Annotated in this window: 24 protein-coding genes; 16 read left to right on the top strand and 8 right to left on the bottom strand. The window is 53.5% G+C overall.

Features of this window, described 5'->3' with window-relative positions; translation table 11 throughout:
* Positions 1-101 precede the first annotated feature (101 nt).
* The 4 genes from JRI89_05150 (at position 102) to JRI89_05135 (ending at position 2,430) form a co-directional block, all read left to right on the top strand.
* Complete coding sequence (locus JRI89_05150) at positions 102-551, top strand: D-tyrosyl-tRNA(Tyr) deacylase (protein ID MBW2070625.1); 450 nt, start codon at positions 102-104, stop codon at positions 549-551.
* A 15-nt stretch (positions 552-566) separates the two neighbouring features.
* On the top strand, positions 567-1,094 hold the full coding sequence (locus tag JRI89_05145) for a DUF1285 domain-containing protein (GenBank protein ID MBW2070624.1): 528 nt from the start codon (positions 567-569) through the stop codon (positions 1,092-1,094).
* A 128-nt stretch (positions 1,095-1,222) separates the two neighbouring features.
* On the top strand, positions 1,223-1,876 hold the full coding sequence (locus JRI89_05140; protein MBW2070623.1) for a lactate utilization protein: 654 nt from the start codon (positions 1,223-1,225) through the stop codon (positions 1,874-1,876).
* A gap of 140 nt (positions 1,877-2,016) precedes the next feature.
* Positions 2,017-2,430, top strand: coding sequence for a DUF2914 domain-containing protein (locus tag JRI89_05135; protein MBW2070622.1), 414 nt, complete (start codon positions 2,017-2,019; stop codon positions 2,428-2,430).
* 25 nt (positions 2,431-2,455) lie between these two features.
* On the opposite strand, the gene JRI89_05130 is transcribed toward JRI89_05135, so the two are convergent.
* From JRI89_05130 to JRI89_05110, 5 genes are all read right to left on the bottom strand, one after another.
* Positions 2,456-3,391: a universal stress protein gene (locus JRI89_05130; protein MBW2070621.1), complete on the bottom strand. Its 936-nt coding sequence runs from the start codon at positions 3,389-3,391 to the stop codon at positions 2,456-2,458.
* Positions 3,392-3,509: 118 nt separating this feature from the next.
* Complete coding sequence (locus JRI89_05125) at positions 3,510-4,505, bottom strand: glycosyltransferase family 9 protein (GenBank protein ID MBW2070620.1); 996 nt, start codon at positions 4,503-4,505, stop codon at positions 3,510-3,512.
* A gap of 53 nt (positions 4,506-4,558) precedes the next feature.
* On the bottom strand, positions 4,559-4,828 hold the full coding sequence (locus tag JRI89_05120; GenBank protein ID MBW2070619.1) for a hypothetical protein: 270 nt from the start codon (positions 4,826-4,828) through the stop codon (positions 4,559-4,561).
* Positions 4,829-4,880: 52 nt separating this feature from the next.
* The gene (locus JRI89_05115; protein ID MBW2070618.1) at positions 4,881-5,111 is read right to left on the bottom strand and encodes a KH domain-containing protein; all 231 of its coding nucleotides are present in this window, start codon (positions 5,109-5,111) and stop codon (positions 4,881-4,883) included.
* Between the two features lie 311 nt (positions 5,112-5,422).
* On the bottom strand, positions 5,423-5,995 hold the full coding sequence (locus tag JRI89_05110) for a YIP1 family protein (GenBank protein ID MBW2070617.1): 573 nt from the start codon (positions 5,993-5,995) through the stop codon (positions 5,423-5,425).
* Here JRI89_05110 and JRI89_05105 point away from each other — a divergent pair.
* The 5 genes from JRI89_05105 (at position 5,994) to JRI89_05085 (ending at position 14,129) form a co-directional block, all read left to right on the top strand.
* Positions 5,994-6,419 (top strand): hypothetical protein, encoded by a 426-nt coding sequence (locus JRI89_05105; GenBank protein ID MBW2070616.1) that lies wholly within the window; start codon positions 5,994-5,996, stop codon positions 6,417-6,419. The genes JRI89_05110 and JRI89_05105 overlap by 2 nt on opposite strands.
* An 8-nt stretch (positions 6,420-6,427) precedes the next feature.
* Positions 6,428-7,219 (top strand): hypothetical protein, encoded by a 792-nt coding sequence (locus tag JRI89_05100; protein ID MBW2070615.1) that lies wholly within the window; start codon positions 6,428-6,430, stop codon positions 7,217-7,219.
* 238 nt (positions 7,220-7,457) lie between these two features.
* On the top strand, positions 7,458-12,752 hold the full coding sequence (uvrA, locus tag JRI89_05095; GenBank protein ID MBW2070614.1) for an excinuclease ABC subunit UvrA: 5,295 nt from the start codon (positions 7,458-7,460) through the stop codon (positions 12,750-12,752).
* Between the two features lie 296 nt (positions 12,753-13,048).
* Entirely contained in the window at positions 13,049-13,276 is a 228-nt protein-coding gene (locus JRI89_05090; GenBank protein MBW2070613.1) for a PLDc_N domain-containing protein, read from the top strand.
* A 37-nt stretch (positions 13,277-13,313) separates the two neighbouring features.
* Positions 13,314-14,129 (top strand): DnaJ domain-containing protein, encoded by an 816-nt coding sequence (locus tag JRI89_05085; GenBank protein MBW2070612.1) that lies wholly within the window; start codon positions 13,314-13,316, stop codon positions 14,127-14,129.
* 83 nt (positions 14,130-14,212) lie between these two features.
* Here the strand turns inward: JRI89_05085 and JRI89_05080 are convergent, their stop codons facing one another.
* The 3 genes from JRI89_05080 to JRI89_05070 all read right to left on the bottom strand — a co-directional run bounded on the left by JRI89_05080 (position 14,213) and on the right by JRI89_05070 (position 15,932).
* Positions 14,213-14,887, bottom strand: coding sequence for a CBS domain-containing protein (locus tag JRI89_05080; GenBank protein ID MBW2070611.1), 675 nt, complete (start codon positions 14,885-14,887; stop codon positions 14,213-14,215).
* A gap of 65 nt (positions 14,888-14,952) precedes the next feature.
* Positions 14,953-15,531 (bottom strand): FHA domain-containing protein, encoded by a 579-nt coding sequence (locus JRI89_05075; GenBank protein MBW2070610.1) that lies wholly within the window; start codon positions 15,529-15,531, stop codon positions 14,953-14,955.
* A gap of 47 nt (positions 15,532-15,578) precedes the next feature.
* Entirely contained in the window at positions 15,579-15,932 is a 354-nt protein-coding gene (locus tag JRI89_05070; GenBank protein MBW2070609.1) for a hypothetical protein, read from the bottom strand.
* 289 nt (positions 15,933-16,221) lie between these two features.
* Here JRI89_05070 and JRI89_05065 point away from each other — a divergent pair, with 289 nt between their 5' ends.
* The 7 genes from JRI89_05065 (at position 16,222) to JRI89_05035 (ending at position 23,575) form a co-directional block, all read left to right on the top strand.
* Positions 16,222-16,416 carry a hypothetical protein gene (locus JRI89_05065; protein ID MBW2070608.1) on the top strand — a complete coding sequence of 65 codons (195 nt, stop codon included), beginning with the start codon at positions 16,222-16,224 and terminating at the stop codon, positions 16,414-16,416.
* Positions 16,417-16,686 carry an OsmC family protein gene (locus tag JRI89_05060; protein MBW2070607.1) on the top strand — a complete coding sequence of 90 codons (270 nt, stop codon included), beginning with the start codon at positions 16,417-16,419 and terminating at the stop codon, positions 16,684-16,686.
* A gap of 469 nt (positions 16,687-17,155) precedes the next feature.
* Positions 17,156-17,383 carry a hypothetical protein gene (locus tag JRI89_05055; GenBank protein ID MBW2070606.1) on the top strand — a complete coding sequence of 76 codons (228 nt, stop codon included), beginning with the start codon at positions 17,156-17,158 and terminating at the stop codon, positions 17,381-17,383.
* 308 nt (positions 17,384-17,691) lie between these two features.
* Positions 17,692-18,858 carry a 6-phosphofructokinase gene (locus tag JRI89_05050; GenBank protein ID MBW2070605.1) on the top strand — a complete coding sequence of 389 codons (1,167 nt, stop codon included), beginning with the start codon at positions 17,692-17,694 and terminating at the stop codon, positions 18,856-18,858.
* Positions 18,859-19,154: 296 nt separating this feature from the next.
* The gene (locus JRI89_05045) at positions 19,155-19,556 is read left to right on the top strand and encodes a response regulator transcription factor (protein ID MBW2070604.1); all 402 of its coding nucleotides are present in this window, start codon (positions 19,155-19,157) and stop codon (positions 19,554-19,556) included.
* Between the two features lie 120 nt (positions 19,557-19,676).
* Positions 19,677-21,656 (top strand): PAS domain S-box protein, encoded by a 1,980-nt coding sequence (locus JRI89_05040; protein MBW2070603.1) that lies wholly within the window; start codon positions 19,677-19,679, stop codon positions 21,654-21,656.
* Positions 21,653-23,575, top strand: a complete 1,923-nt coding sequence (locus JRI89_05035) for a PAS domain S-box protein (protein ID MBW2070602.1) — start codon at positions 21,653-21,655, stop codon at positions 23,573-23,575. Before JRI89_05040 ends, JRI89_05035 begins: the two co-directional genes overlap by 4 nt.
* Positions 23,576-23,708 lie beyond the last annotated feature (133 nt).

Below are 23,708 nucleotides of genomic sequence, written 5' to 3'. Positions count from 1 at the left end.
CTTGCTCGTCAGACCATTGTCCAATTTTCTGCTGTTTCCGGGGAGGGACGTGATGTGCTCTGGCAGCGGCTGCAGGCCATGATGGAAGGATGAGGTGAGGTGTGAGGGCAGTGATCCAGCGTGTCAGTGAGGCGAGCGTCAGGGTGCACCAGCGGGAAGTGGCCTCCATTGGCAATGGTCTGCTTGTCTTTCTGGGAGTGGCCCACGATGATGGTCCAGAAGACGTCTCTTACCTGGCTGAAAAAATCATCCACTTGAGAATCTTTGCTGACGAGCAGGACAAGATGAATCTCTCTCTGCTAGATGTAAAGGGCGATTTGCTGGCAGTTTCCCAGTTTACTCTGCTGGCCGACTGCCGCAAGGGCAGGAGACCGTCTTTTGCGGCGGCCTGTGAGCCTCGGAAGGCCGCGAGATTATACCAAGACTTCGTTCGACGCTTGCGGGACCGCGGCGTGCAGGTGGCCTGCGGACGCTTTCAAGAACAGATGATGGTCTCCCTGGTCAACAATGGTCCGGTTACAATCTTATTGGACAGCAAAAAGACCTTCTGAAAGCAGGCGGTAAAGTTGACGACTGAGGTAAAAATGAACGGGCCAGGAGAAAAAGGCGGGCCATCTTTTGCAGGAGGGCTTGCTCCCTGTCAGATATTCATTGATCAGCAGGGAGACTGGTATCACAAGGGCAATCTCATGTTCCGCCAGGACATTGTAAGTTTGCTGTGTGAACACCTGCGACGGGATGAGGCCAGTGGACTTTTTATCATCCGACTGGGTGGCCAGGAGTGTTATCTGGAGGTGGAGGATACTCCGGTGGTGATAACTAGAGTGGAAGGTGAAACGAAAAAAGACGGCAAGGGGCTCGAGGAGATTCTCTTGTTTGTCAAACATCTCGAAGAACCGCAGGTTCTGGATCCGACGACGCTCTGGCAGGGCAAGGACAATGTACTATACTGCAAAGTTTTCCCCCAGAGACTGCCAGCTAGATTCCTGCGGCCGGCATATTACCAGCTGGCGAGATTTGTGGAGGAAGACTCGCAGCAGGGAAAGTTTTATTTAAATGTGGCCGGCAGCCGCTATTATATTGGCCGCTCGTGAGAAAGGGCGGCCGCAGCGCTGTCATTGCTGGCTTGTTGCTGCAAATCCAGTCGGCAGCGTTTTGCTGCTGGGCGACGGTCCAGCTGAGGCGCCTGCAACATGATGACAGCAAGGGAAGGGATTGCCTTATGGATAAGCCTATAGAACACTACTGGCAGATTCGGCTGGCAGAGGTGAAGGCGGCATTGGAAGCAAACAATTTCGAAGTATATCTGGTGCAGGACAGTGGCCAGGCCAGAGAGATTGTCCTCGAGGAAATTATCCCCAGGTTGGAGGTCGCCACAGTATCCTGGGGCGGATCAATGACTTTCATCAACTGTGGTCTCTACCAGGCACTGAAAGAGAAAGCTGACTGGGAGGTGTTGGACACCTTTGCCAGGGATCTTTCTCCAGAGGCAATGCTGGAGCTGCGGCGGCGGGCGCTTCTCGTGGATCTCTTCATCACAGGGACAAATGCGGTGACTGAGAATGGCAAGCTTGTAAACCTGGACATGATCGGCAATCGGGTAGGGGCTATCACCTTTGGTCCCAAACAGGTAGTTATTCTCGTGGGCCGCAACAAAATCGTCTCGGATGTGGATGAGGCGATGTTCAGGATCAAGAATTACGCTGCTCCAGCTAATGCAATGAGGCTTGACAAGAAAACGCCCTGCGTCAAGACTTCCTGGTGCGAGGAATGCAAGAGCCCGGAGCGAATCTGCAACAGCTGGGTCATAACTGAAAAGTCTTTCCCCAGGGGAAGAATCAAGGTTGTCTTGATAAACGAGGATGTGGGCATATGACTGGCGGCCAGTCAAAGAGTTTATAGATGGCTCCTGGGGCGATAGATTTGCCTGGGTCACACCAGGTGGCCTGGCATTCATATTGCATCAAGGCACAAGCCATAATGTCTTGTAAACCCGCGAGCAAGGAGAGTATTGCCATGAAGACATTTGTCGTTCCAGTTACGCTCATCATGATCTTCAGCATCTGTTTGCTGCCGATAGACACTGTTGCTGCTCAGAGCCCGTCCCAGTTGGAGGTGGCAGTGGCAGCCATCTGCAGGGATGTGGTCAATCTGGAACCTGTTGATTCCGGCACCAGCTTCCCTGTGTCCACCGGGAAGCTATACTGCTTCACCAAGATTACTGGTGCACAGGAACCCACCCAGGTAACCCATGTGTGGTATTTTGACGGCACAGAAAGAGCGAGGGTGGTTCTAGAGGTAAGATCATCGACTTGGCGGACCTACAGCTCAAAGATTATTCAGCCCCATGAACTGGGAGCCTGGAAAGTCGAGGTACTGGACGCCAACGGTACCTTGTTGCAGACTCTGCAATTCGAAGTAACGCCGTAAGAAGTTGGCGCCATCCGGCCGGCGGTCATTGCCGGCCGGATGGGCCTCGGCAATCTTGCAGCACCTTCCTGCTGACGCTTCCCATAAAGAGCTCCCTGACACCGGTCAGGCCTCTGCGCCCCATCACTATGGTGCCATAGCCGCCGCTCCTGGCTTCCTTGAGAATATCGTTGGCGACATTGCGGCTGCCGTTGATAACTCGAGTGGTAATCTGGGACTCGAGGAGGCCGGCTTCCAGGAGTTTTGCCACCGCTTCTTTCATATACGGAGCGATTTCCTGGCCAATTTTGCTTTGCCAGAGTTCTTCCAGCTCAGGAGCCTCTTCGAGCACTTCCTGAGGAATAAAGCCTCTGAGGTTGCGGATGCTGTGAAAAAGGGTCACCTGGCAATTGGTGCCGGAGAGCATGAAGCCGGCGTGATCGACTGCCCGCAGGGAGTATTCAGAGCTGTCCACGGTAAGGAGCACCTTGTTAGAAGCCACTGTACCGTCGACAATCCATATGGGGCAAAGCCTGCAGTAATCAAGAACCTTTCCGGCAACTTCGCCCGTGAAAAAGGTCTCCAGGCGGCTGCGGCCGCGAGTGCTGATGAGCACAGCGTCTGCCCGCTTGCTCTCAGCCCAGGCTGAAATATCTCTGGCTATTCCTGCTTCTTTCTCCCGGTACACTGTTTTCACCTGATCTTCAGGGAAGCCTTTGCTCACCAGAAAATCTTTGCCCTCCGCCAGGAGACGTTCTGCCAGGCGAATAGACTTGTTTTTCAAGGCCTTCAGCTTCAAGGCCGCTTGCTTGGGCACCACGCCGTCCTGGAGAAAGACGGGCGGCAAGCTGGGCAGCACGTGCTTGAGTATTACTTCGATATTATGATCTCCCCCGTAGATCACATGGAGATAGTCTAATGATTTCATGGAGTTTTCAGATCCATCGAGTGGTACTACCACCATCTTTTGCAAGTCGGCCACGCTTTCCTCCTCTGGTAATGCAGCTTAGCAATTGACTCGTTGGCTTTTCTCAATGATCTCCAGAAAGGCAAGGCAGCCCCCTGTAACCGCCCAGTTCGTCGAGAAGCATACATGTTTTCTAATGAAAACCCAACCACTTTTCAGCCTGTTGCAGTACCTGTTCAGTTTCAGCAGGTGGCTCAGTGGATGGCAAACTGATATGAGTTGCTGACTCGTATGCCGGGCTGACTTCCTTCCTGGTAATTATTTTCACCCGGGGTCCCCTGGGGCCCCAGATTCGCGGATCGGTCGGTCCAAAGATGGCAATAGTGGGCACGCCGCAGGCCGCTGCCAGATGGGTGATGCCGGAGTCGTTTCCCAGGTAGAGAGTTGCCTTTTTGAGCAGGGCAGCCACTCTGCCCAGTGGCCAGTTTTCCATGGTAAGCAGGTGGATTTGCTGCAGCATGGGTTGCAGCAGCCCTATAATCTTGCGGTCGGCCGGGCCCCACAAGAGACCAAGGCGCAGGTGTGCATATGAGGAAAGCTCCCGAATAACTGCTTGCCACCCTGAAGGATGCCAGAGTTTCTGCAGACCGCCGCTTCCAGGATGAATGAGCACCAACCGTTGGCGCGCTGCCAGAGTGGTCTTGATATATTCCGCTACCCGGCTTACTTCCTCAGCTGCAGGCGCAATGACCGCCGGCGGTGGCGGCATGGCTTCTATGCCAATGGCCTGCAGCTGCCGGCACTGATAGTCAGTTGCCGGGATTTTTTCAGCAGCTGGCGGCACCGTCTGGATGCGGTGGGCTGCCTTTCCCAGAATTCGGCCGAGGTTTTCTCGCAAGACTTCACTGGCAGCAAGGCCAAAGACAAAGACCTCTTCCACGCCGTGCAACCGGGATGCCGCACTGGCAGGCACCTTGCCGGACGATACATAGAGGCCGCTCCACAGGCTCGCCTGGCAGTCCCAGACCTCTCCCATGTATGGACGGCCTCTGAGAATTTCAAGGATATGAGGGTGCGCCAGGAAGTTCAAGAGCGCTCCAGGAAAGGAGCGATGAAGTGCCTCGACAGCCGGCAGGCTGAGAATGAGATCTCCGATAGCGCCTTGGTGAACAATGAGCAGGGACGTCATTTCTTGATCAACAAAAGAGGAAACAGTAGCTGGCAGAAGTGAGCGGCGGGCTTCTAGCTGGGTTTGCCCCGGCGAGCTGCACTTTTTCTTGCAGACCACCGCAGTATGGCGCCTACAATGCCCCCAGCCTCAGCAGGAGTGCTTTCGCCAGCGGCAGCAGCTCTTACTTTATGCACCCCGCCGCTGGCAGCAATGGCTTCCTTGAGGCATTCCCGCAAAAGCTCGCAGGAGCGGCACTTTTCCTGCGGCTGAATAATACCATTGTCATCCCGGGGAATACACTCTTCTGGGATGCCAAAACAGGACGGATTTTCTCGAGACATCTATGATACTCGATGTGGCTGATGCAGACCTGGGGCCGCTTTCCTGCAAGCGTTATTCAATGATCTCCAGCACTACTCGTTTTCTGAGCTTCGTTGAAGCTGCATTCAAGATAGTCCTCATTGCCTGGGCGTTTCTTCCCTGTTTGCCGATAATTTTGCCGAGATCTTCCTTGGCAGTCTTCAACTCGATAACTGTGGTCTGCTGTCCAACGATTTCAGTAACCCTCACCTGTTCAGGGTATTCCACCAGAGCTTTCGCCATTACCTCTATCAGTTCCTTCACCGCCCCTCACCTCCGAGTCATAAGATGATCCAACGCGTGAGTATACATGATCAGCACGAGGCGAAAACCGCCCACCGTGTCTACGTTGTGGTTGTCAGAGTCGCAGCCAGATGTAAAAAAGTCGGGCAGTAAACAAAGCAGCCTGTTCTCAAGTGACTATATGCGGGTTGTAATCTCTGAGTCAAGAGCTTTTTCAGTGGAAATTACTCCGCTTCCGCTAACGAGATAAACTTACCATAGAAGGTGCAGCAGGTGGGCTAGACCGGGTCGGCAACAAACGGCAGCAGTGAATGGCTTTCAATGGACTATGTTTACAGGGAACTGGCCACTTTTTCCATTATCTGGAGGAGGCCTGTAGCAGCAACCCCCATGAAGATGATCAGCAGCACCAGCACAGAGAAAATTACCGGCAGCAAAAGGGCCAGCACAGCCCTCAGTTTTGAGGTCTGGTGACAGGCTGCCAGTCCGTGGTATGCAAGGACGAAACCCCACAGAGGAGCTATAATGCTGCCAGCAAGCGGGATGACATTGAGCAGGGCAGTTGCCCCGGAAGTGTAGGCCAGCACCTGCAATGTTGCCCGCAAGGGGCGGTGTGTTCCTCGCAAGATGGCCAGGCTGCAGTGAATAGTGCACGTGCCAATGAGCAGTGATACAAGAAGCAGTACTGGCGTGGCAACTGTCCAGAGAGCAAAATGCAGGGTATTTGTCAGGGCATCTGCAACCAGAGTGCCGTGCTGAATTTCCAGAAGTGTAAACCAGTAGCGACCAATGATCTGGCCCAGAGAGCCATAGATGAGGGCAAAAATCAGCGAAGCACCTGTCCCCGAGGAATAATCGATGGCAGCGAAAGTGGAGCCCGGATGAAAGAGCAGTCGGGTAGCCATGCGCAGCCAGGCTGAGATATCAAGCCATGTGGATCTCTGTTCCCAGGGGGTGCCGGTTGGCACAGCAGATATAGTTTTCTGGGCGCCTCCTGAGCTGACAGCCTCCTGGGCTGCCGGGATGTGCAGGGTGCATCTGCACCTGGGGCAGACAACTTGTGGCTGTGAATGCGCCAGGGCGCTGTTGGTGAGGACCGCCCTGAAGTTGCAATTTGGGCAGGAAATTACCATGGAGAATCATACCCTGGTGCTCGTCAAAATCAGCCTGGGGCCAGATGAGCAGCTAGCCCACTTCCTTGATGGTCTCATCATACCCGGAAGACGGTTTGAAGAAAAGGCCATTTTCGCTCGAGTGCTGTTTTTGACAGCTGCTCGCGCTTGTGATAACAGATGCGGGAAGCCTGGCCTGAACCCGACAGGAGATTGACCGGTGCAGTGATGAACAGACCGCCCAGGAAAACAAACAGCATCCTTCGCTTTACTCATCTGGAGGACGAAAACTCCCGGAATATTATGAAGAGAATGGCCGCAGCTCTCAATGAGCTTGCTGGCCTGGAAGAGCTTGGCCTGTTCAGTCGCAGGCTGGCTCTTCCTTTGAGGGCAAGGAGTCTTAGCATTAGAATTCTGCGACTCTATGATCAATACATATTGCACGCAGTAACCGGCATGAGAAAAAAAGGCTGGCTGTTGTCCTGCGGCCGCAGCTGCTCGTCCTGCTGCTTTGAAATGGTTGCGGGTGTAAGCCAGTGGGAATTGCTCCTCATATATGACCAGATGAAGCTGGTGGGACAAAGCAGCCGTTTGTTCAAGAGACATCTGGAAAACTGTGAAGTGCTCAGTGAGTTGCAGCGGGAGCTGCAGCAAGCTGTCAGGAAGGGGGTAGAGGCAGACTCAGACAGCGAGGTGGAACTCTTGCTCGGGGCATACAGGAAGCAGAGACGGCGCTGCGGCTTTCTTACTATCAGTGGTGAATGCATAATCTACCCGGTGAGACCCCTTGCCTGCCGCATGCATTTTGCTTTTACTCCTGCGGCCTGGTGTGATCCTGCCCATCCCAAGTTCGGCCAGGCAGTGCGCCTCAATTTCCATCCACATGCCCGTGTGTACCAGGCAGTGGAGGCTGTTGACTGCCGACTGGGTTTGAATCTGGACGAACTGCTTTCTCCTGGCCTGGTAGCATTTGCCACCAATGTTATGCAATTTTCCCCAATCTCCTGGGCATCTTGATCTATTTCGATGATTTTCGGCATCTTGTCCCTGCCATTGGAGATGCATAAAGACAATAAACAGGACATTTCCTCAGGCGAATCAGCTCGCATCACACCTTAGAGTTACTGTCTGGAAGGGTATACAGCACCACTTTTGGCAAAAACCTCTCCTTTATTTCTCATTGCCCAAATTTCCTGTCACATTTATCATTCCAGATGGATTCCAGAGCATCCCATGGAGGGCGTAGCAGCAGATGATGGTTCCGCGACAGATAGCCAATGAGAGATACATACACATCATCGAGGCCAGCCAGAACAATTTGCAAAGCATAAGCCTGCACCTGCCGAGAGAACAGCTCATCGCCATTACCGGTGTGAGCGGCTCCGGCAAGTCCAGCTTGGCCATGGAGGTTCTCTATGCGGAAGGCCAGCGTCGCTACGTGGAGACATTTTCTCCTTATGCCCGGCAGTTTCTAGAGCGGTTGGACCGACCCAGGGTTCGGGAAATCATTGGCATACCACCAGCCATCGCCATACCACAGGGCAATCCAGTCAAGAGCAGTCGGTCAACAGTGGGCACCATGACTGAAATCAGCGACTACCTGAAACTGCTCTATGCCAGGAAAGCAACACTTCACTGCGAGAAGTGCGGCCAACCTGTGCAGGAGGACTCACCGGAAAGCATCTGGCAGGCTGTTGCCCAGATGGCTGGTGATGGTCCTGCCTTCATTGTCTTTCCTCTGTACCAGGAGGATGACGAAACAGCTCGGCGCTATCTGCACAGGCATGGCTTTCGTAGATTCCTGCACCAAGGCTTATTGAAGACCCTTGAAGAAGATGAACTGCCTGCGGACAGACCGCTGGATATTGTAGTAGACAGGGTAACGTGGACCGCGGGCAGGAAAAAACGAATCCTCGACAGTCTGGAGCTGGCGCTGCACTACGGCAATGGCAGGGCAACGGTTATTACTGCTGCCGGAGAAAGAAGAAACTTCTCTACAGCAAGAAATTGTCCCAACTGCAACATCGCTTATCCGCCTGTATCTCCCCACCTGTTTTCCTTTAACAGCCCTCTGGGAGCCTGTGAAACCTGTCGGGGCTTCGGGCGTATAATTGACGTGGACCTGGATCTGGTAATTCCTGATAGAAATATATCACTGGCTGCAGGAGCAATTCGGCCCTGGGGCACCAGGCGCGGCGAATACTATGACCTCATGGATTTCTGTCGATCCAGGGGCATTCCCACAGATGTACCTTTCAAACAGCTTTCTCCTGAGCAGCAGCAGGCTGTGATCGATGAGGGTGACGAATTCTATGGTGTGCGCGGCTTCTTCCGCTGGTTGGAGGGCAAGACCTACAAGATGCATGTTCGGGTTTTTCTGTCCCGCTACAGGGCCTATCTCAGGTGTCCCGCCTGCGGGGGCAGCCGCCTTAAACCGCTGGCGCTGCTCTACCGCTGCAATGGTGTCCATATTGGACAATTGAACAGCTGGTCTATAGACAGGTCTCTTGCTTTTTTGAAGGAGCTGACCGCAAGGTATTCCGAGGATCCTGCTGCCAGTCTGGTCTGCAGCGAGGTGGTCAGACGGTTGTCTTATCTCGTGGAAGTTGGCCTTGGCTACCTGACTCTGGATCGTCAGTCAAGAACTCTGGCTGGTGGTGAGGTGCAGAGAGTTCACCTCACCAGGGCCCTGGGTTCACCCCTGGTGAACACCTTGTACGTGCTGGATGAACCCAGTGTGGGCTTGCATCCCCGGGACAATCACAGACTTACAAGAATTCTCAAAGCCCTCACCGCCCAGGGAAATACCGTAGTGGTGGTGGAACACGAGCCAACTATAATTCAACAGACCGACTACCTGGTAGACCTGGGGCCGGATGCTGGAGAGTGCGGCGGCAAGGTGGTCTATGCTGGGCCTACCTCGGGAATTTGCCAGGCAACTGAATCGCGGACTGCCTGTTACCTGACGAGCGGCAGGCAGACTGCCAGACGGCTCCGCCGGAGGCCCCGGGCAGGCCGCTGGCTCCATTTGAAGGGTATACGGGTGCACAATCTGCGCAACATTCAGGTAGACATTCCTCTGGGATTGCTGGTGGCAGTAACCGGGGTTTCTGGGTCAGGCAAGAGCACTCTGGTTGAGGACGTCCTGTACCGCAACTGGTTGAGGTACCGCGGCGTTTCCACGGACAAGCCTGGTTATTGCGCTGACATAAGAGGTTTTGACCTGCTCAGTGATGTGGTGCTGGTGGATCAGCAGCCGATCGGCCGGACGCCACGGGCAAACCTGCTCACCTACAGCGGGGCTCTCTCTTTTATCAGGAGGCTTTATGCCAATACAGCGGAAGCCAAACTGCGAGGATATGGACCAGCGCATTTCTCCTTCAACACGGCGGCTGGCAGATGCGAGGCCTGCAGGGGAGAAGGCTACGAACGGGTGGAGATGCAGTTCCTGGCCGATCTCTACCTCAGGTGTCCAGCCTGCCAGGGGAAGCGCTACCGTCAGGAGGTTCTGGACATTCTCTATCGAGGCCGCTCAATTGGCGACCTGCTCGACCTCACCCTGCAGGAGGCAGTAAATCTGTTTGCGGATCAGGAAAAGGTAGCGGCTGCCTTGCAACCGCTCCAGGAAGTTGGGCTGAATTACCTGCGCCTGGGCCAGCCTTTGAACACACTTTCCGGCGGGGAGAGTCAACGATTGAAGTTGGCCCGCTCCCTAAAAGAAGCGAGCAAAAAGGGAGCACTTCTGCTGCTTGATGAGCCCACCACAGGTCTGCACGGTGATGATGTGGGCGTGCTGCTAGAAGCACTGCACCGTCTCGTGCAGCAGGGACAGAGCGTGGTGGTGGTGGAACACAACCTGGAGGTGATCGACTCTGCCGACTATGTGATAGATCTAGGACCGGAAGGTGGAGACCGGGGCGGAGAAATCGTGGCAGCAGGCACTCCAGAGCAGGTGGCTGAGTCGGAGGTTTCCCATACGGGACGTTTTCTCAGGCTTTTTCGGCAAGGAAGAAGCTCCCGCTCCATGCCGATTCAGATGCCCCGCCCCAGCAGCAACGGCAGGGTCATCAAGATCAGAGGGGCGCGAGAGCACAACCTCCAGGGACTTTCTCTGGACCTGCCGCGGGATCAACTGGTGGTAATTACAGGTGTTTCAGGCTCCGGCAAGACGACTCTTGCCTTTGACATTCTCTTTGCCGAGGGTCAGCGGCGCTACCTGGACAGCCTGTCGACTTATGCCCGCCAGTACCTGCCAAATCGGGATCGACCAGAGGCAGACGAGATTTCCGGTGTGCCGCCAACGGTGGCTATAGATCAACGAAGCAGCTTGATGGGGCCTCGCTCCACAGTTGCTACCATAACCGAAATCTATCACTATCTGCGGCTGCTTTACAGCAAGGTAGGCGAGCCTTACTGTCCACAGTGCGGTGATCCTATTAGCGTGGCCACCCCGGAAGTTATCGCCGCCGACCTCTACCGAATTTTCCTGGGCAAACCGCTCGTCCTGCTGGCGCCAAAAGTAACAGCGCGGAAGGGCTATCACCGGGAGGTGCTGAAGCAGGCAAAGAGACAGGGATATGACCTGGTGCGTGTCGACGGCCGGTTGCAGCCCCTGGACCCTATGCCGATCATCAGGAGATTCCATGAACACGATATCGAGGTGGTAGTGCAGCAGTGGCCCGAGTTGTCTGAAGCTGAGGAAGATCGACTGAAAACAGCGGTCCGCGAGGCCCTGCTGCTCAGTGATGGAACCGTCATTGCCTGGGACGGTAAAGGATTCGAGCGTTACTACAGCAAGAGGTTGACCTGTGCTCGCTGCCATTTGGGTTTTCCTACTCTCGATCCCAGGCTCTTTTCTTTCAACAGCAGGCACGGGGCCTGTCAACGGTGCGAAGGGCTCGGTCGTCTGCAGGAAGATGGCAGAGAGGTGCCGTGTCCGCAGTGCAGAGGCGCACGACTCAACAAGTTCGGCTTGAATGTGCGTATTCATGGCAGCACCATTTGGGACGTGTGTCGCCAATCGGTGAAATCGGCGACACACCTGCTGAAAAGCTGGCGTTTTCACGGCAGAGAGGCGGCCATAGTAGGCCCAGCCATGGAAGAAATTGTTCAGCGCTTGCAGTTTCTCCAGCGGGTGGGCCTCGGCTACCTGCAACTTCACAGAGCTGCTGACAGCCTTTCCGGAGGAGAGGCTCAGAGAATCAGATTGGCTGCTCAGCTGGGGTCAAACCTGAGGGGTGTGTGCTACATTCTCGATGAACCCACCATAGGGCTGCACCCTTGCGACAACGAGCGCTTGCTGGAGACTCTTGTTGGTCTGAAAAACAAGGGAAACACCATCGTAGTGGTTGAGCATGACGAGGAGACCATCAGGAAAGCAGACTATCTGATAGATCTTGGACCAGGAGCGGGTCGCTTCGGCGGCAGATTGGTAGCGCAGGGAAGCCTGGCGGACCTCAGAGGTACGCCAGAATCAGTCACCGGCGCTTACCTCAACGGCAGAGGGAGGCGACGGCTGACCTCCCGGCGGAGAGGACCGCGGCATGGACAGTGGCTCATTGTGCGGGGTGCTAGAGCCCGCAATTTGAGAAATCTCGAGGTGGCGATACCCCTGGGCACGCTTACCTGTGTTACAGGTGTCTCGGGGTCGGGCAAGAGCACCTTGGTGGAAGAAACTCTGTTCAAGGCTTTGTCGAATGAACTGCACAAAACACAGCACCATGCTGGCGAGTACGATGAGCTTCTGGGCTGGCAGAACCTGCATAGAGTGGTGCGGGTGGACCACAGCCCAATCGGCAGGACGCCCAGGTCAGTGCCAGCTACCTATGTAGGGATTTTTGCAGAAATTCGTCGCCTTTTTGCAGCCACGGCAGAGGCGAGAGCACGAGGATATACTGCCGGACGCTTCTCTTTCAACGTGGCTGCGGGTCGCTGTCCGGAATGCAAAGGCCAGGGGCTGAACCGGGTGGAAATGGCCTTTCTGCCGGATATCTACGTGCGCTGCCTGCAGTGTAACAGCAGTCGGTACAACAGTGAGACTCTGGCAGTAAGATACAAAGGCAAGAACATTGCCCAGGTTCTAGCCATGACCGTAGAAGAGGCGGCAGCCTTCTTTGCACCAATATTGAAAATAAGTCGTCCTCTGGATTTCATGCTTAAATTGGGCCTGGGCTACCTCAGTCTCGGCCAGCCGAGTCCAACGCTTTCTGGTGGAGAAGCGCAACGAATCAAGCTGGTGCAGGAACTGGCAGGCAATCGGAGAGCGCGGACAATCTACTTTCTGGATGAACCCACCACCGGGTTGCACATTGCTGACGTCGAGAGGCTGGTGGCGGCCCTGCAGACACTGGTGGACGCGGGACACACTGTTGTGGTAATTGAACACAACCTGGAGGTGATCAAGGCCGCCGACTACGTTATAGATCTGGGGCCAGGAGGCGGCGACGAGGGCGGCCGCCTGGTGGCCAGCGGTTCTCCCGAGGAGCTGCTGCAGTGTACGGCCTACTCACACACGGCCCGCCATCTGCAGCGTTATCTCGAGGGCGATTAGAGACAGGCGGCGTGAGTATACGCTGCCAACCGCCTTCACTCTGGAAACTCGGCCGCGGCCAGGGTTGCCATACCCGTTTCGTCATTGGGCCACGTCATTCGTCTTGACTTTCTCTGAGTATTGACAGGCAGCCGTGAGCCGTCATTCGATACGGGCTTCGTTGCCGTTGCCGCTCGATGATCCAGGCTGCAAGCAGTATTGCTGAGGTTGCTCTTGGCAGTTTCTTTGTGGTAGGATTCCTCTGCAATTTTGGCTGAGGTCAACAGGCGGAACTCAGAGATTAGACCCGGTGAATTATGGATGGCCAGGTTATATTGCGCATAATTATAGTGGTCCTGGTGCTGCTGCTGCCCATGGTCCCAACCATCTGGGCGATACGGGATGTGGCTTACCGGTCGTTTCCCTCCCTGAAGAGCAAGGTTGTCTGGTTCATAGTGGTTACCTTTCTGCCTGTGATAGGAGCGCTCATTTACCTAGTGATAGGCAGACCTCGGCCCACTGACAGCGCCACACCATCGTCCTGATGACCAGGAGAGCAGCAACAGGCGGCGAGTTTTGCTGATGAAAAACTACTACAACATACTCGGCCTTTCTCAGGAGTGTTCCGAAGAGGAGATCCGCAAGGCCTACAGGAAACTCGCCCTCAAGTATCACCCTGACCGTAATCCAGGAGATGCTGCTGCCGAAGAGCGCTTCAAGGAGGTGAGCGAAGCCTACGGGGTCTTGATCGATCCTGACAAACGCCATCACTATGACCGTTGGCTGAGGTCGGGGGCCGGTCAGACATACCGTGCTGAAGGGTTTCCCTTTACGCGCGAACAGGTGTTTCAAGACCTCTGCCGAGACCCCCGTATCAATGCAGCCTTTAGAGAGCTATTTCGTGAGTTCGACAGAGCCGGAGTGCGATTTGACAGGAACTTTCTCGACCAGGTTTTCTTCGGGGGGCGGGGCATTCTTCTCGGTGGAGTCTTTGTATGGGGGCCGCATGGTGTTGGCCGCAGAGGGTCCGGCCACAGTCTGCGGAAAAGGCATCTGCGAAGGCATGGGCGACCAGAGGTGGCGAGCCCTGGTTTTTTGAGGAGACTGGGACGCAAAGTAGGGCAATATTTCCTGGGCGGTCAGAAGAGAGCTCCTCGTCTCCAGCAAATCAACAAGGCAGCGGCAAAGGACTCCTTTTTTGAATTGCGCGTACCGGCAGAGGACGCCCTCCGAGGCGGCTGGGTAAAGGTGGCGATAGACCGGGGGGCAGGGCGGGAAGTCTTGAGAGTGCGCATTCCCCCGGGAACGCGTCCTGGCACGCGGCTGCGCCTCAGGGGCAAGGGTCCTGGCGTCGATCCAGGCGGCGGAGATCTCTACCTCACCATCAACTACACCTGAGGAGACCACTGCACCCAGAAAGAACAGCGTGCAGGCGGCAGGAGTCGAGGTTTCTGCCAATTTGCTGGCCAGATTGACACGCTTCAGCTGTTGGGGAGATAAGGAGTGAGGTCTTTTTTGTATTCAGTGAGCACCTTGTAGCCAGCTGCCACAAGATGCTGCACAGTGCGGTCTCGCGCAGCAGATGAAACCCGAATGACCAGCTGATAAATACCAGGGTGTTGCCGCAGGGGTACGGTTACCATACTGCAGATGCTGATATTGTGCTCCTTGAGCAAACCGCAGACGTCAGCAAGAACACCAACGCGGTCTCTTACCAGCACCACCAGACGGCCACTCTCTTCCTCTATTCCCAAAGCATCCAGCAGTACCTCCATCAGATCCGTGCTGGTGATGATGCCCACCAGTTTATTATCTTCCATAACTGGCAGGCTGCCAATTTTCTTGTCGTGCAGTATCTTTGCTGCTCTTTCAATAGTGGCATCCGGAGTGATGGTGATGACCTCTTTGACCATGATGCTTTCTACGGTGAGTTTTTGCAGAACATATGTAAGTTCATATATGCTGAGAGTAGTGGCCGGGGAGGCCCAGGCCATCTTTATGTCACGGTCCGTAAGAATTCCCACCAGATTTCCTTTGTCGTCCACCACTGGGACCTGCTTGATGTTGTGGTCTCTCAGCAGATCGCGTGCTTTTACTATGGGGGTATCAGGGGTGACAGTGATCAGTTCAGTAGTCATTTTTCGTCCGACGTACATTTTTCTACTCCTTTTCAGTCATAACCATAGATCAGAGAAGCTATTGGCTTCTCTCTTGGCGGCCCTTAGCCGCTGGATGGACGCTGTTGAGCATTCTTGTGCAGCAGCTCCTGAAGGAACTGATAGAACCCTGCGGGCGTCAGATAGGTGACCTTGATGAGTGGGCCAAAGTGGATTTGATCTCCATTGTCGAGGACCTCTCCCTGGTACGGCTCCAACCTTTTGTTGCCCACTCTGGTGCCATTGGTGGAATTTGCGTCCACGATTTCGTAAGCGGACTCTGAGCCCTCTGTGAGAAAATAGGCATGAAGTTTTGAGACCGTATCATTGGCAAAGACGATGTCATTATTGCCGGCACGACCTACGCAGACCATGTGTTCAGGGGCATTTGGCGACCTTTTTTTTACCTCGATGACCAGGATCTCTTTTTCCGACGACTCTGTGTCCTCTGAGTGGCAGAAAGGATCCTCACCTGAGAGCTCTCCCGAGTAGGTCTCGAACTGGATGGATGTCTCTTGCAGCAGTCCTTCCCGCTGGGGCCACAAGAGTAGGGGGAAACGACAGCGTTCGAGGAATTGAGGGTGTTCCAGCGGAGCCCACTCTCTAAGGTAGTATAAAAGTGGCCGGTACAATTTTGTCGACATGTTACCTGTTTTAAAAGTCTAGACCCTGGTCTGCTGCAAAAAAATATTCATCTTTTCCGACTCAACAGCATATACTGTCCACTGTCCTCGAGATGGTACTCGTGCTCCCCCACCTGAAATTGCGGATCATACCTGAATGGCAGGTTAAGGTCGGCTGCAGTGGCAATGTGTTCGAGAAGATATGACAATACTGAGGTCATTTCATGGATTTCAGCCAGCATGATGTCCTGAGGAACGGCAATCTCTTTCAAGTGAAAATGATTGGCAATGCCTCTGGTCAGGAAAATATGGGTAGCAGGCAAGTGAATAATCTCCACTACCTGCGAAGGATTTTTCTGGTTGGCGATAGTAGCAATAACAATTTCGCTACCTTCCTGCTGGTCTGCAAATAACTCCGACATCCTTAACTCCAATCCTCGTCCGCGAAAGTTGTGATGGTGCAGACACTCTTAACACGAGGAGGCTCTCTTTGACAAGTCTGATGAACCCCGAGTTGCTCAACTCTCCTCTTTTCTTTTTCATTTCTTTGAGTCAAAAGATGCTGACAGCATAGACAACCGCGGTAATTCAAGACAATGATCATATCATTTGCTCTGGAGGCAGGGCCTTGGACGTCTAGCTCCAGTGTGTTATAAAAAACTACTATAAAAGTAGGTATTGGCCTTTCATTGCGACTGAGGAGGATTGAGTATGGCAGAAATCGTCCATGAATCCAAGATTACTATTACTAGAGAAAAGGGCCCAACGAGAAAGGCTGTAATAGAGGGTTTTGCTGAGCCCGTGTATTACGGCATTCACGGAGGAATAAAAGACTTTTACAAGTTGGAGCCTAAAGAAGAGCATGCAGCAACCCTGGATCACATCGTCGGCGCTGTTGGCGGTTGAATGATGGGTACCTTGGCCACAGTGCTGGCCAAAGATGGTATTCGCACTCACCAGGGCGTTTTCAATGCCAGGGTGAAGGGGTACATCCAAGATGTGAATGGTGTGTTGAAAATCACCCGTATTCAGGTCCATTATTCCCTGAAGCTGCCCGCGGAAAAATTCAACCAGGCCCAGGAGGCACTGGAAGCGTACCTCTCTCTCTGTCCAGCAGCACAGAGCGTTTTAGGATGTATAGAGATCCAACACCAGCTTCAACTGGAAGAGCTGTAAGCCATGCCTGGGGAGACCCTGCAAATAGCATGTGGAAGGCCACGAGGAACGGCAATCTATTTTACTCAAGTATACTTGCGGCTACTAGAAAATGAGTCAATGATATAAAAAAGGTTACATTTTGCCCTGCCTCCACTTCATGACAGGCTGGGCAGCAGCTCGAAAAAAGAAAGTGTTGAATCGAGGCGCAGGCCAGCCCAGAGAAAGGATCCCTGGTTGCTTCATGGTATTTTGCTGCCATTTTGCCCTGAGAATGAGCAGTTGCGCCAGCAGGGTTAGCAGGTCTATGGCTCAGGAAAGGAGCGTTCGCTCTCTAACAATGGCGATGATGCCGCGGCTGGCATCCTAATTGCTTGGAATCTTGGCAAAGCAAGTGTTTGCGTGAAGCGGGTTGCCGGTTTCAGAAGGATCGTCTCGGCCACACTCTGAAGAGCCTGCTAGAGAAAAAATTTCATGAACGGAGAGAACCATGAGACTTCACGGGATGCTTTCCTACTACGAGAGCAAGATCAAGCTGCTTGATACCCCCAACATTGACGAACAATTGCTCAGAATGGGGTGCTGGGATGCCCCTGTGGAGGCCTCGGGTCTTTCTGATCCGAGGAAATACCGCCAGTTTATAAAAAAGTGCAGGAAGTACTATAACAAGAAAATCGAAGGCATTCTTCACAAGCCGCACGGCCGCACTTCTTTTTAGGGCGCTGTTGAGCAACGGCACTGTTCGCCGAGAAGCAGAGCCGGACACATGCCGCGGTGCTCTCGAGTGTGGTTTTTAGATCAGCCGGGCAAGGCTTTTCCTCCCTTTTCCGGGCGGTGGTAGGCACGCCGCCCATTTCAATTGACTCTTCCTATCAAAATAGATTAGTTTAAATCAAAGATAGTTACAGGGGATTTCGGTTCTGGGCGAACTGTCGGCTTGCCTGAAGATGGTTGAGTTGACCAGACTGCAGATCTGTCCTGGAGACGAAAGCGTATGTTTTGACAGCAAGTGTTGGGGGGATAGTCATGACCTCGCAAAATATTCGCACTATCGGCATCCTCACTGGCGGTGGTGATGTTCCTGGTCTTAATCCTTGCATAAAGGCACTGGTGTATCGCGGCATTGAAGAGGGCTTCAGAGTCATCGGCATTCGACGCGGCTGGGCAGGACTTCTCGAATATAATCCTGATGATCCGCAGAGCATGGCACAAAATATTATGGAACTCGACAAGTCGAAGGTGCGCACCATCGATCGTTCGGGAGGGACATACCTGCATACCTCGAGAACCAACCCTGGCAAAGTGACCTATGAGAGCACGCCTGAATTCCTCAAAAACAGGGCTCGCCAGGGCGAGCTGAATGACTTTACCGACCATGTCCTCCGGGTTCTGCAAGAGCTGGAGATCGATGTCTTGATCCCAATTGGCGGTGATGACACTTTGAGCTATGGTGAAAGGCTCCACGAAGAAGGCTTTTCTGTGGTTGCCATTCCCAAGACCATGGACAACGATGTTCACGGTACTGACTATTGCATCGGTTTCTCAACTGCGGTCACGAGAAGCGTCAATTTCATCAATGCCCTGCGTACTTCAACAGGTTCACACGAGCGCATTGCAGTTATTGAACTCTTCGGCCGCTATTGCGGCGAGACGTCGCTTATTGCTGCCTATCTGGCCAGTGTTGATCGAGCCATTATTTCCGAAGTGCCTTTCGAGCCGGAAAAACTGGCGCGACTGATCATGCAGGACAAGAGAGCCAATCCGAGCAATTATGCCATGCTTACCATCAGCGAAGGAGCCAGGATTGTCGAAGGCGAGATGGTCCAGTATGGTGAACCCGACGCCTATGGACACAAGAAGCTCGGCGGCATTGGCTTGCAGACCGGTGAAATATTGAAGCAGCTCACAGGTCAGGGCATTATTTACCAACAACTGTCATATCTGATGCGCAGCGGGGCTCCGGATTCTCTTGATCTCATGGTGGCGGTCAATTATGCCAACATGGCTATTGATCTCATTCTCAAAAGGGTGAGCGGTCGGATGATTGCCCTGCGCCAGGGTACTTACACCGATGTACCGATGAGCACCATCACTAGCGGCCAGAAAAGAGTCGATGTGCCTGAGCTTTATGATGTGGAACAGTACAGACCTAAAGTCCGTCATGTAATGGGGAAGCCCATGTTTCTTTACTAGGAGGATTCTGCAGAACAGGAAGGGCAGGCTCGAGGTAGCGGATACGCTAGAGAAGGCAGATGAACTCATGATGATCATTTTTGGGGAAGGAGGCAGGAGAGACGTATAATTCCTGAGGGAAGGCCATCTAGAGGCTATGCCATGGGTAGCTGTTGCCGCACCTGGGATTGCGGCTGGAGAGTCGTTCTCGCAGCTGGCTGCCAGACATTGGTCTGAGATCCTGAATGATTGATTCGCTCGATCCAGGAAGACGAGCATGGGCAGCACTGGCAACCTAGAGAAGGAGGAGTGTATCCATGACAGAAAAAAAGAAGATACTTGTTATCGATGACGACCCGGAAATTTGTGATGCACTGAGCGAAATTCTCACTGATGCCGGTTATGAAGTGTTCACCGCTTTGGATGCACCATCCGGCTATGAGATGTTTCAAGAAATGAAACCTGATCTCCTGGTTCTCGACATTATGATGGCTACTATGCACGAAGGGTTGGATTTCGCTGTGGAGATTCGCAAAAAGGAGGGTATCTATGGTGTCCCTATTCTGATAGTTTCCGCCAGACCTCCTGTTGAAAAGGGCTATGGCCGTACCCTGGAGGAAGATTTGGACTGGATCCAGGCGGATATCTTTATGGAAAAGCCTGTTGACCCGGAGGAACTTTTGCACAACGTAAGGCTCCTTCTCAAAGAAAAGAAATGATAATAAAGCCACCCTGCCTGCCAGGTATTCCTGAGCTGGAGTTATTAGCTTTGCTGATGGCGAAGAGGCGCCGTTCAATGTGCCGGCATTAAACGCGACAGGTAACGCTGTGGCGCATGCATGAGATGCCGCAATTCGTTTCTTGGATGTGAAGATGAGGCAGCCGAGCCGCTCATGTGGTATCGAAGTCTTGGTTTTAAACTGATCTGCTGTGTGGGGGCTATCACCGTTCTGGTTATTGGTGTGTACGCCACCGTGAATATCAATGCTCAAAGGAAGCAATTAATCCAGGAGGTGATACGCAGTACCAACCTTGTGAGCGAGACCATAAAAAGGAGCATGCGCTATGATATGCTCCAGTATCAACCGGAACGGCTGCACCGGGCCATCGACACTATAGGTGCCCAGGAAGGTATGGATAAAGTCCGTATATTCAACTACCTGGGTGAGATCATCTACTCCTCCGACAAGGCCGAGATGGGGAAGATGCTCGACAAATCGTCCGAGCAATGTTATGCCTGTCACGCCAAAGAAAAACCTTTCGAACGTCTCACCACCTCAGCACGTTCTAGGATTTTCAAGAGCACTGCCAATTACCGCCTGCTGGGCATGATCAATCCGATTTACAACGAACCCGATTGTTACAATGCTTCCTGCCATGTCCATCCACAAGAGCAAAAGGTCCTGGGCGTCCTGGACATAGATGTGTCTCTCAGAGAAGTAGATGCGGTAATCGCCAGTTATAAAAAGAAAATGATCCTGTTTGCTACGGTTGCCATCTTGAGTATTTCAGTGATCATTGCCGTGTTTATCCAGAGATTTGTGAGCCATCCAGTGAAGCAGCTCCTGGAGGGCACCGAGAGGGTAATGGCAGGCGACCTTGCCACCTCTATTGCAGTGTCTTCCAACGACGAGATCGGCATCCTGGCGCGCTCTTTCAACCAGATGACGCAGCAACTGCGCACTTCAGAGCTGGAGCTCAAGGCTTCTGAAGAGAAGTATCGCTCATTGTTCAACAATGACCCAAATCCCATTTTTGTCTTTGATCGCACCACCTTCAAGATCATTGATGCCAATATCCGCACTACCGAGACCTATGGTTATTCCAGGGAGGAGCTGTTGCAAATGTCGTTCCTTGATCTGGGTGACCAGCACGAAGCAGAAAAGATTCGCTCTCTGGTGGTGGAAGCCTGTATTTTTCTGCCAAAGATCCGACATCGGCGCAAAGACGGCAGCAGCATGTACGTGAACATACACTCCTGCCCCCGGCAGCATCTGGGCAAAGAAGTGATCATTGCCAACATTGCCGACATCAGCGATCGCATCCAGGCCGAAGCCCAGCTGATTCAAGCGGGCAAAATGGCAACCCTGGGTGAAATGGCCGCTGGAGTCGCCCACGAGCTCAACCAGCCTCTCAATGCCATTCGAATCGGCAGTGATTTTCTCAAGAAGATGATTGACCGGGGAGAGCCAGTAAAGCCAGAGATTGAGGCCAGGGTCACAGCGGAAATATCAGCACAGGTAGAACGTGCAGCCAACATCATCAACCACCTGCGAGAATTTGGTCGCAAGACTGATCTGGATGAGCTGGAAAGCCTCGATATCAACAAACCAATACGTGATGTATTTACTGTTCTCGGTCAGCAGTTGAAGCTGAGACAGATCAAAGTGGAGCTTGATCTGGCGGAAAATCTCCCTCCTGTGCTCGGCGTGAGTAATCGCCTGGAGCAGGTGTTTATCAATCTGGTGATGAATGCCAGGGACGCTATGGAGGAGAAACAGGTTGGGGCGGATCAGGACGAACTCCAGAATGTACTGGCTATCAAGTCATATCACAAGAACGGCAAGGTAGTGGTTATTGTGGCCGATACTGGCTGCGGCATGCCAGAGAATATTCGAGAAAGAATATTCGAACCTTTTTTCACTACCAAGGAAGTAGGCAAGGGCACTGGCTTGGGCTTGTCTATCAGCTACGGCATCATAAAAGATTATGGTGGCACAATAGAGGTGGAAAGCGAGGTCAATCGGGGAACAGTTTTTACCCTCACCTTTCCGGCAATTAGACGACAGGACTCGGTCCAGAAAGATGTATCGGCATGAACACGCTTCTTGTTATCGACGATGAAGAGAGTACGCGGGAGCTGTTGAAGATCTCCCTGGAGAGCGACGGCTACGAGGTGTATACCGCTGAGGATGGACCAAGCGGCCTGCGCATCTTTTCTGAACGTATGCCGCCAATTGTACTCACAGACATCAAGATGCCCGGAATGGACGGCATCGAAGTGCTGCGTCGGGTGAAAGAGATCAATAGTGACGCGGAAGTTATCGTTATTACCGGTCATGGCGAGATGAACCTGGCCATCAAAGCCCTGCAATTGGAAGCCTCCGATTTTATCAATAAACCTATCAGCGACGCAGCATTGAACGTGGCTCTGCGGAGGGCAAAAGAGCGGATCTGGATGCGCAATAAACTCCGCGAGTACACTGAAAATCTGGAGTGCATGGTCAAAGAGACCACCGAGGAGCTCCAGAGGATCAACGAGTTTGAGCACAATCTCATTCAGGTCTCAATGGATGGCATTATCGCCAACGACCGGGACGGCGATATCATCATATTCAACGAGGGAGCTGAACGGATCACCGGCTACACCCGGGAGGAGGCCATTTCCAGGTTGCATGTCAGCCAACTCTATGCTGAGGGTGAGGCCAGAAAGATCAAAAAAAAGATTTACAGCAGCAATTTCGGTGGCCCCGGCCGTCTGATCGACCATGAAGCGGACATCATCACCAAAAGTGGCGAGCGCGTGCCCATTCTGCTTTCTGCAGTCCTTCTCTATGAAGAGGGCAGGGAGGTTGCCACTGTAGGTTTCTTTAAAGACATGCGTGAGATCAAGCGGCTGCAAAAGGAACTGATGCAGCGCTACGAATTCGAACACAATCTCATTCAGACCTCAATGGACGGCATCATTGCCAATGACCCTCAGGGCCGCCTCATCATATTCAACGAAGGTGCCGAGCGTATTACGGGCTACAGCCGCCAGGAGGCCTTGCAGCAGCTTCACGTCCGGCAGCTGTATCCGCCCGGTGTGGCAAGAAAGATAAAGAAGAAGATTTATGGACCGGAGCACGGTGGCGCTGGTCGCCTGATCAACTATGAGGTATACGTCCTCAGCAAGAGTGGCGAGTGCATCCCCATCCTTCTTTCTGCCACTGTGCTGCACGAAGAGGGCAAAGAGGTAGCCACAGTAGGCTATTTCAAGGACATGCGAGACATCAAGCGGTTGGAAAAGGAGCTCATAGACAGAGAACGCATGGCTGCCATGGGACAGGCCATGGCCGGGGTGGCCCACGGAGTAAAAAACATCCTGCACGGCATGAAGCTGGGCGGTTTCATGGTCGACAGGGGGCTTGCCGAGGGCAAGGAGAGCCTCCTGCGCAAAGGGTGGTCTCTGGTTGGCAAGAACATCGAACGGATTTCACGCCTCACCCTGGATATGTTAAGCTACGTCAGGAGCAATGTCCCAGACTACGAACCATGCTCGCTCAATGCCATCATTGAGGAAGTGTGCGAATTGGTGGCCGGGCAAGCAGCAGCCCGGCAGGTGAACCTGCTTCGGGAACTGGACCCTTCTTTGCCTCTGGTAGAGGCAGATGCCGAAGGGATGCACACCTGTCTGTTGAATCTGGTTACCAATGCCATAGAGGCCTTTCCAGAGACTGGCAGCGGTGGAGTGGTGACGGTGATAAGCCGCACAGAAGGCGATGATAAAGTGAGCCTGCAGGTGAAGGACACGGGCAGGGGTATGTCTCCGCAGCTGCAAAAGGAGATTTTCCAGAACCTTTTCAGTACAAAAGGGGCGCGCGGTACAGGTCTCGGCCTGGCCATAACCCAGAAGATTGTCCACGAACACGGCGGCAGTATCACCGTAGAGTCGGCTCCAGGTGAGGGTTCCTGCTTCACAGTAACGCTGCCGCTGCGGCACCCTGCCAGACGATCTCAGCGGCCAGAGGAACTGTGATGGGGCGCTGCAGAGATTCTCTATTTGCCGCGAAGCCATAAGATGCTGCCTGTTCCGATTATGGCGGCAAGCATCTAGAAACAGGCAACCAGCTAGATACCGATGCCAAACGTCTTCCGCAGGAGCCGGCCGC

Source organism: Deltaproteobacteria bacterium, from assembly GCA_019309045.1.
In the GTDB taxonomy this organism is placed as follows: domain Bacteria; phylum Desulfobacterota; class Syntrophobacteria; order BM002; family BM002; genus JAFDGZ01.
This window is presented reverse-complemented; position numbering and strand designations above follow the sequence as displayed.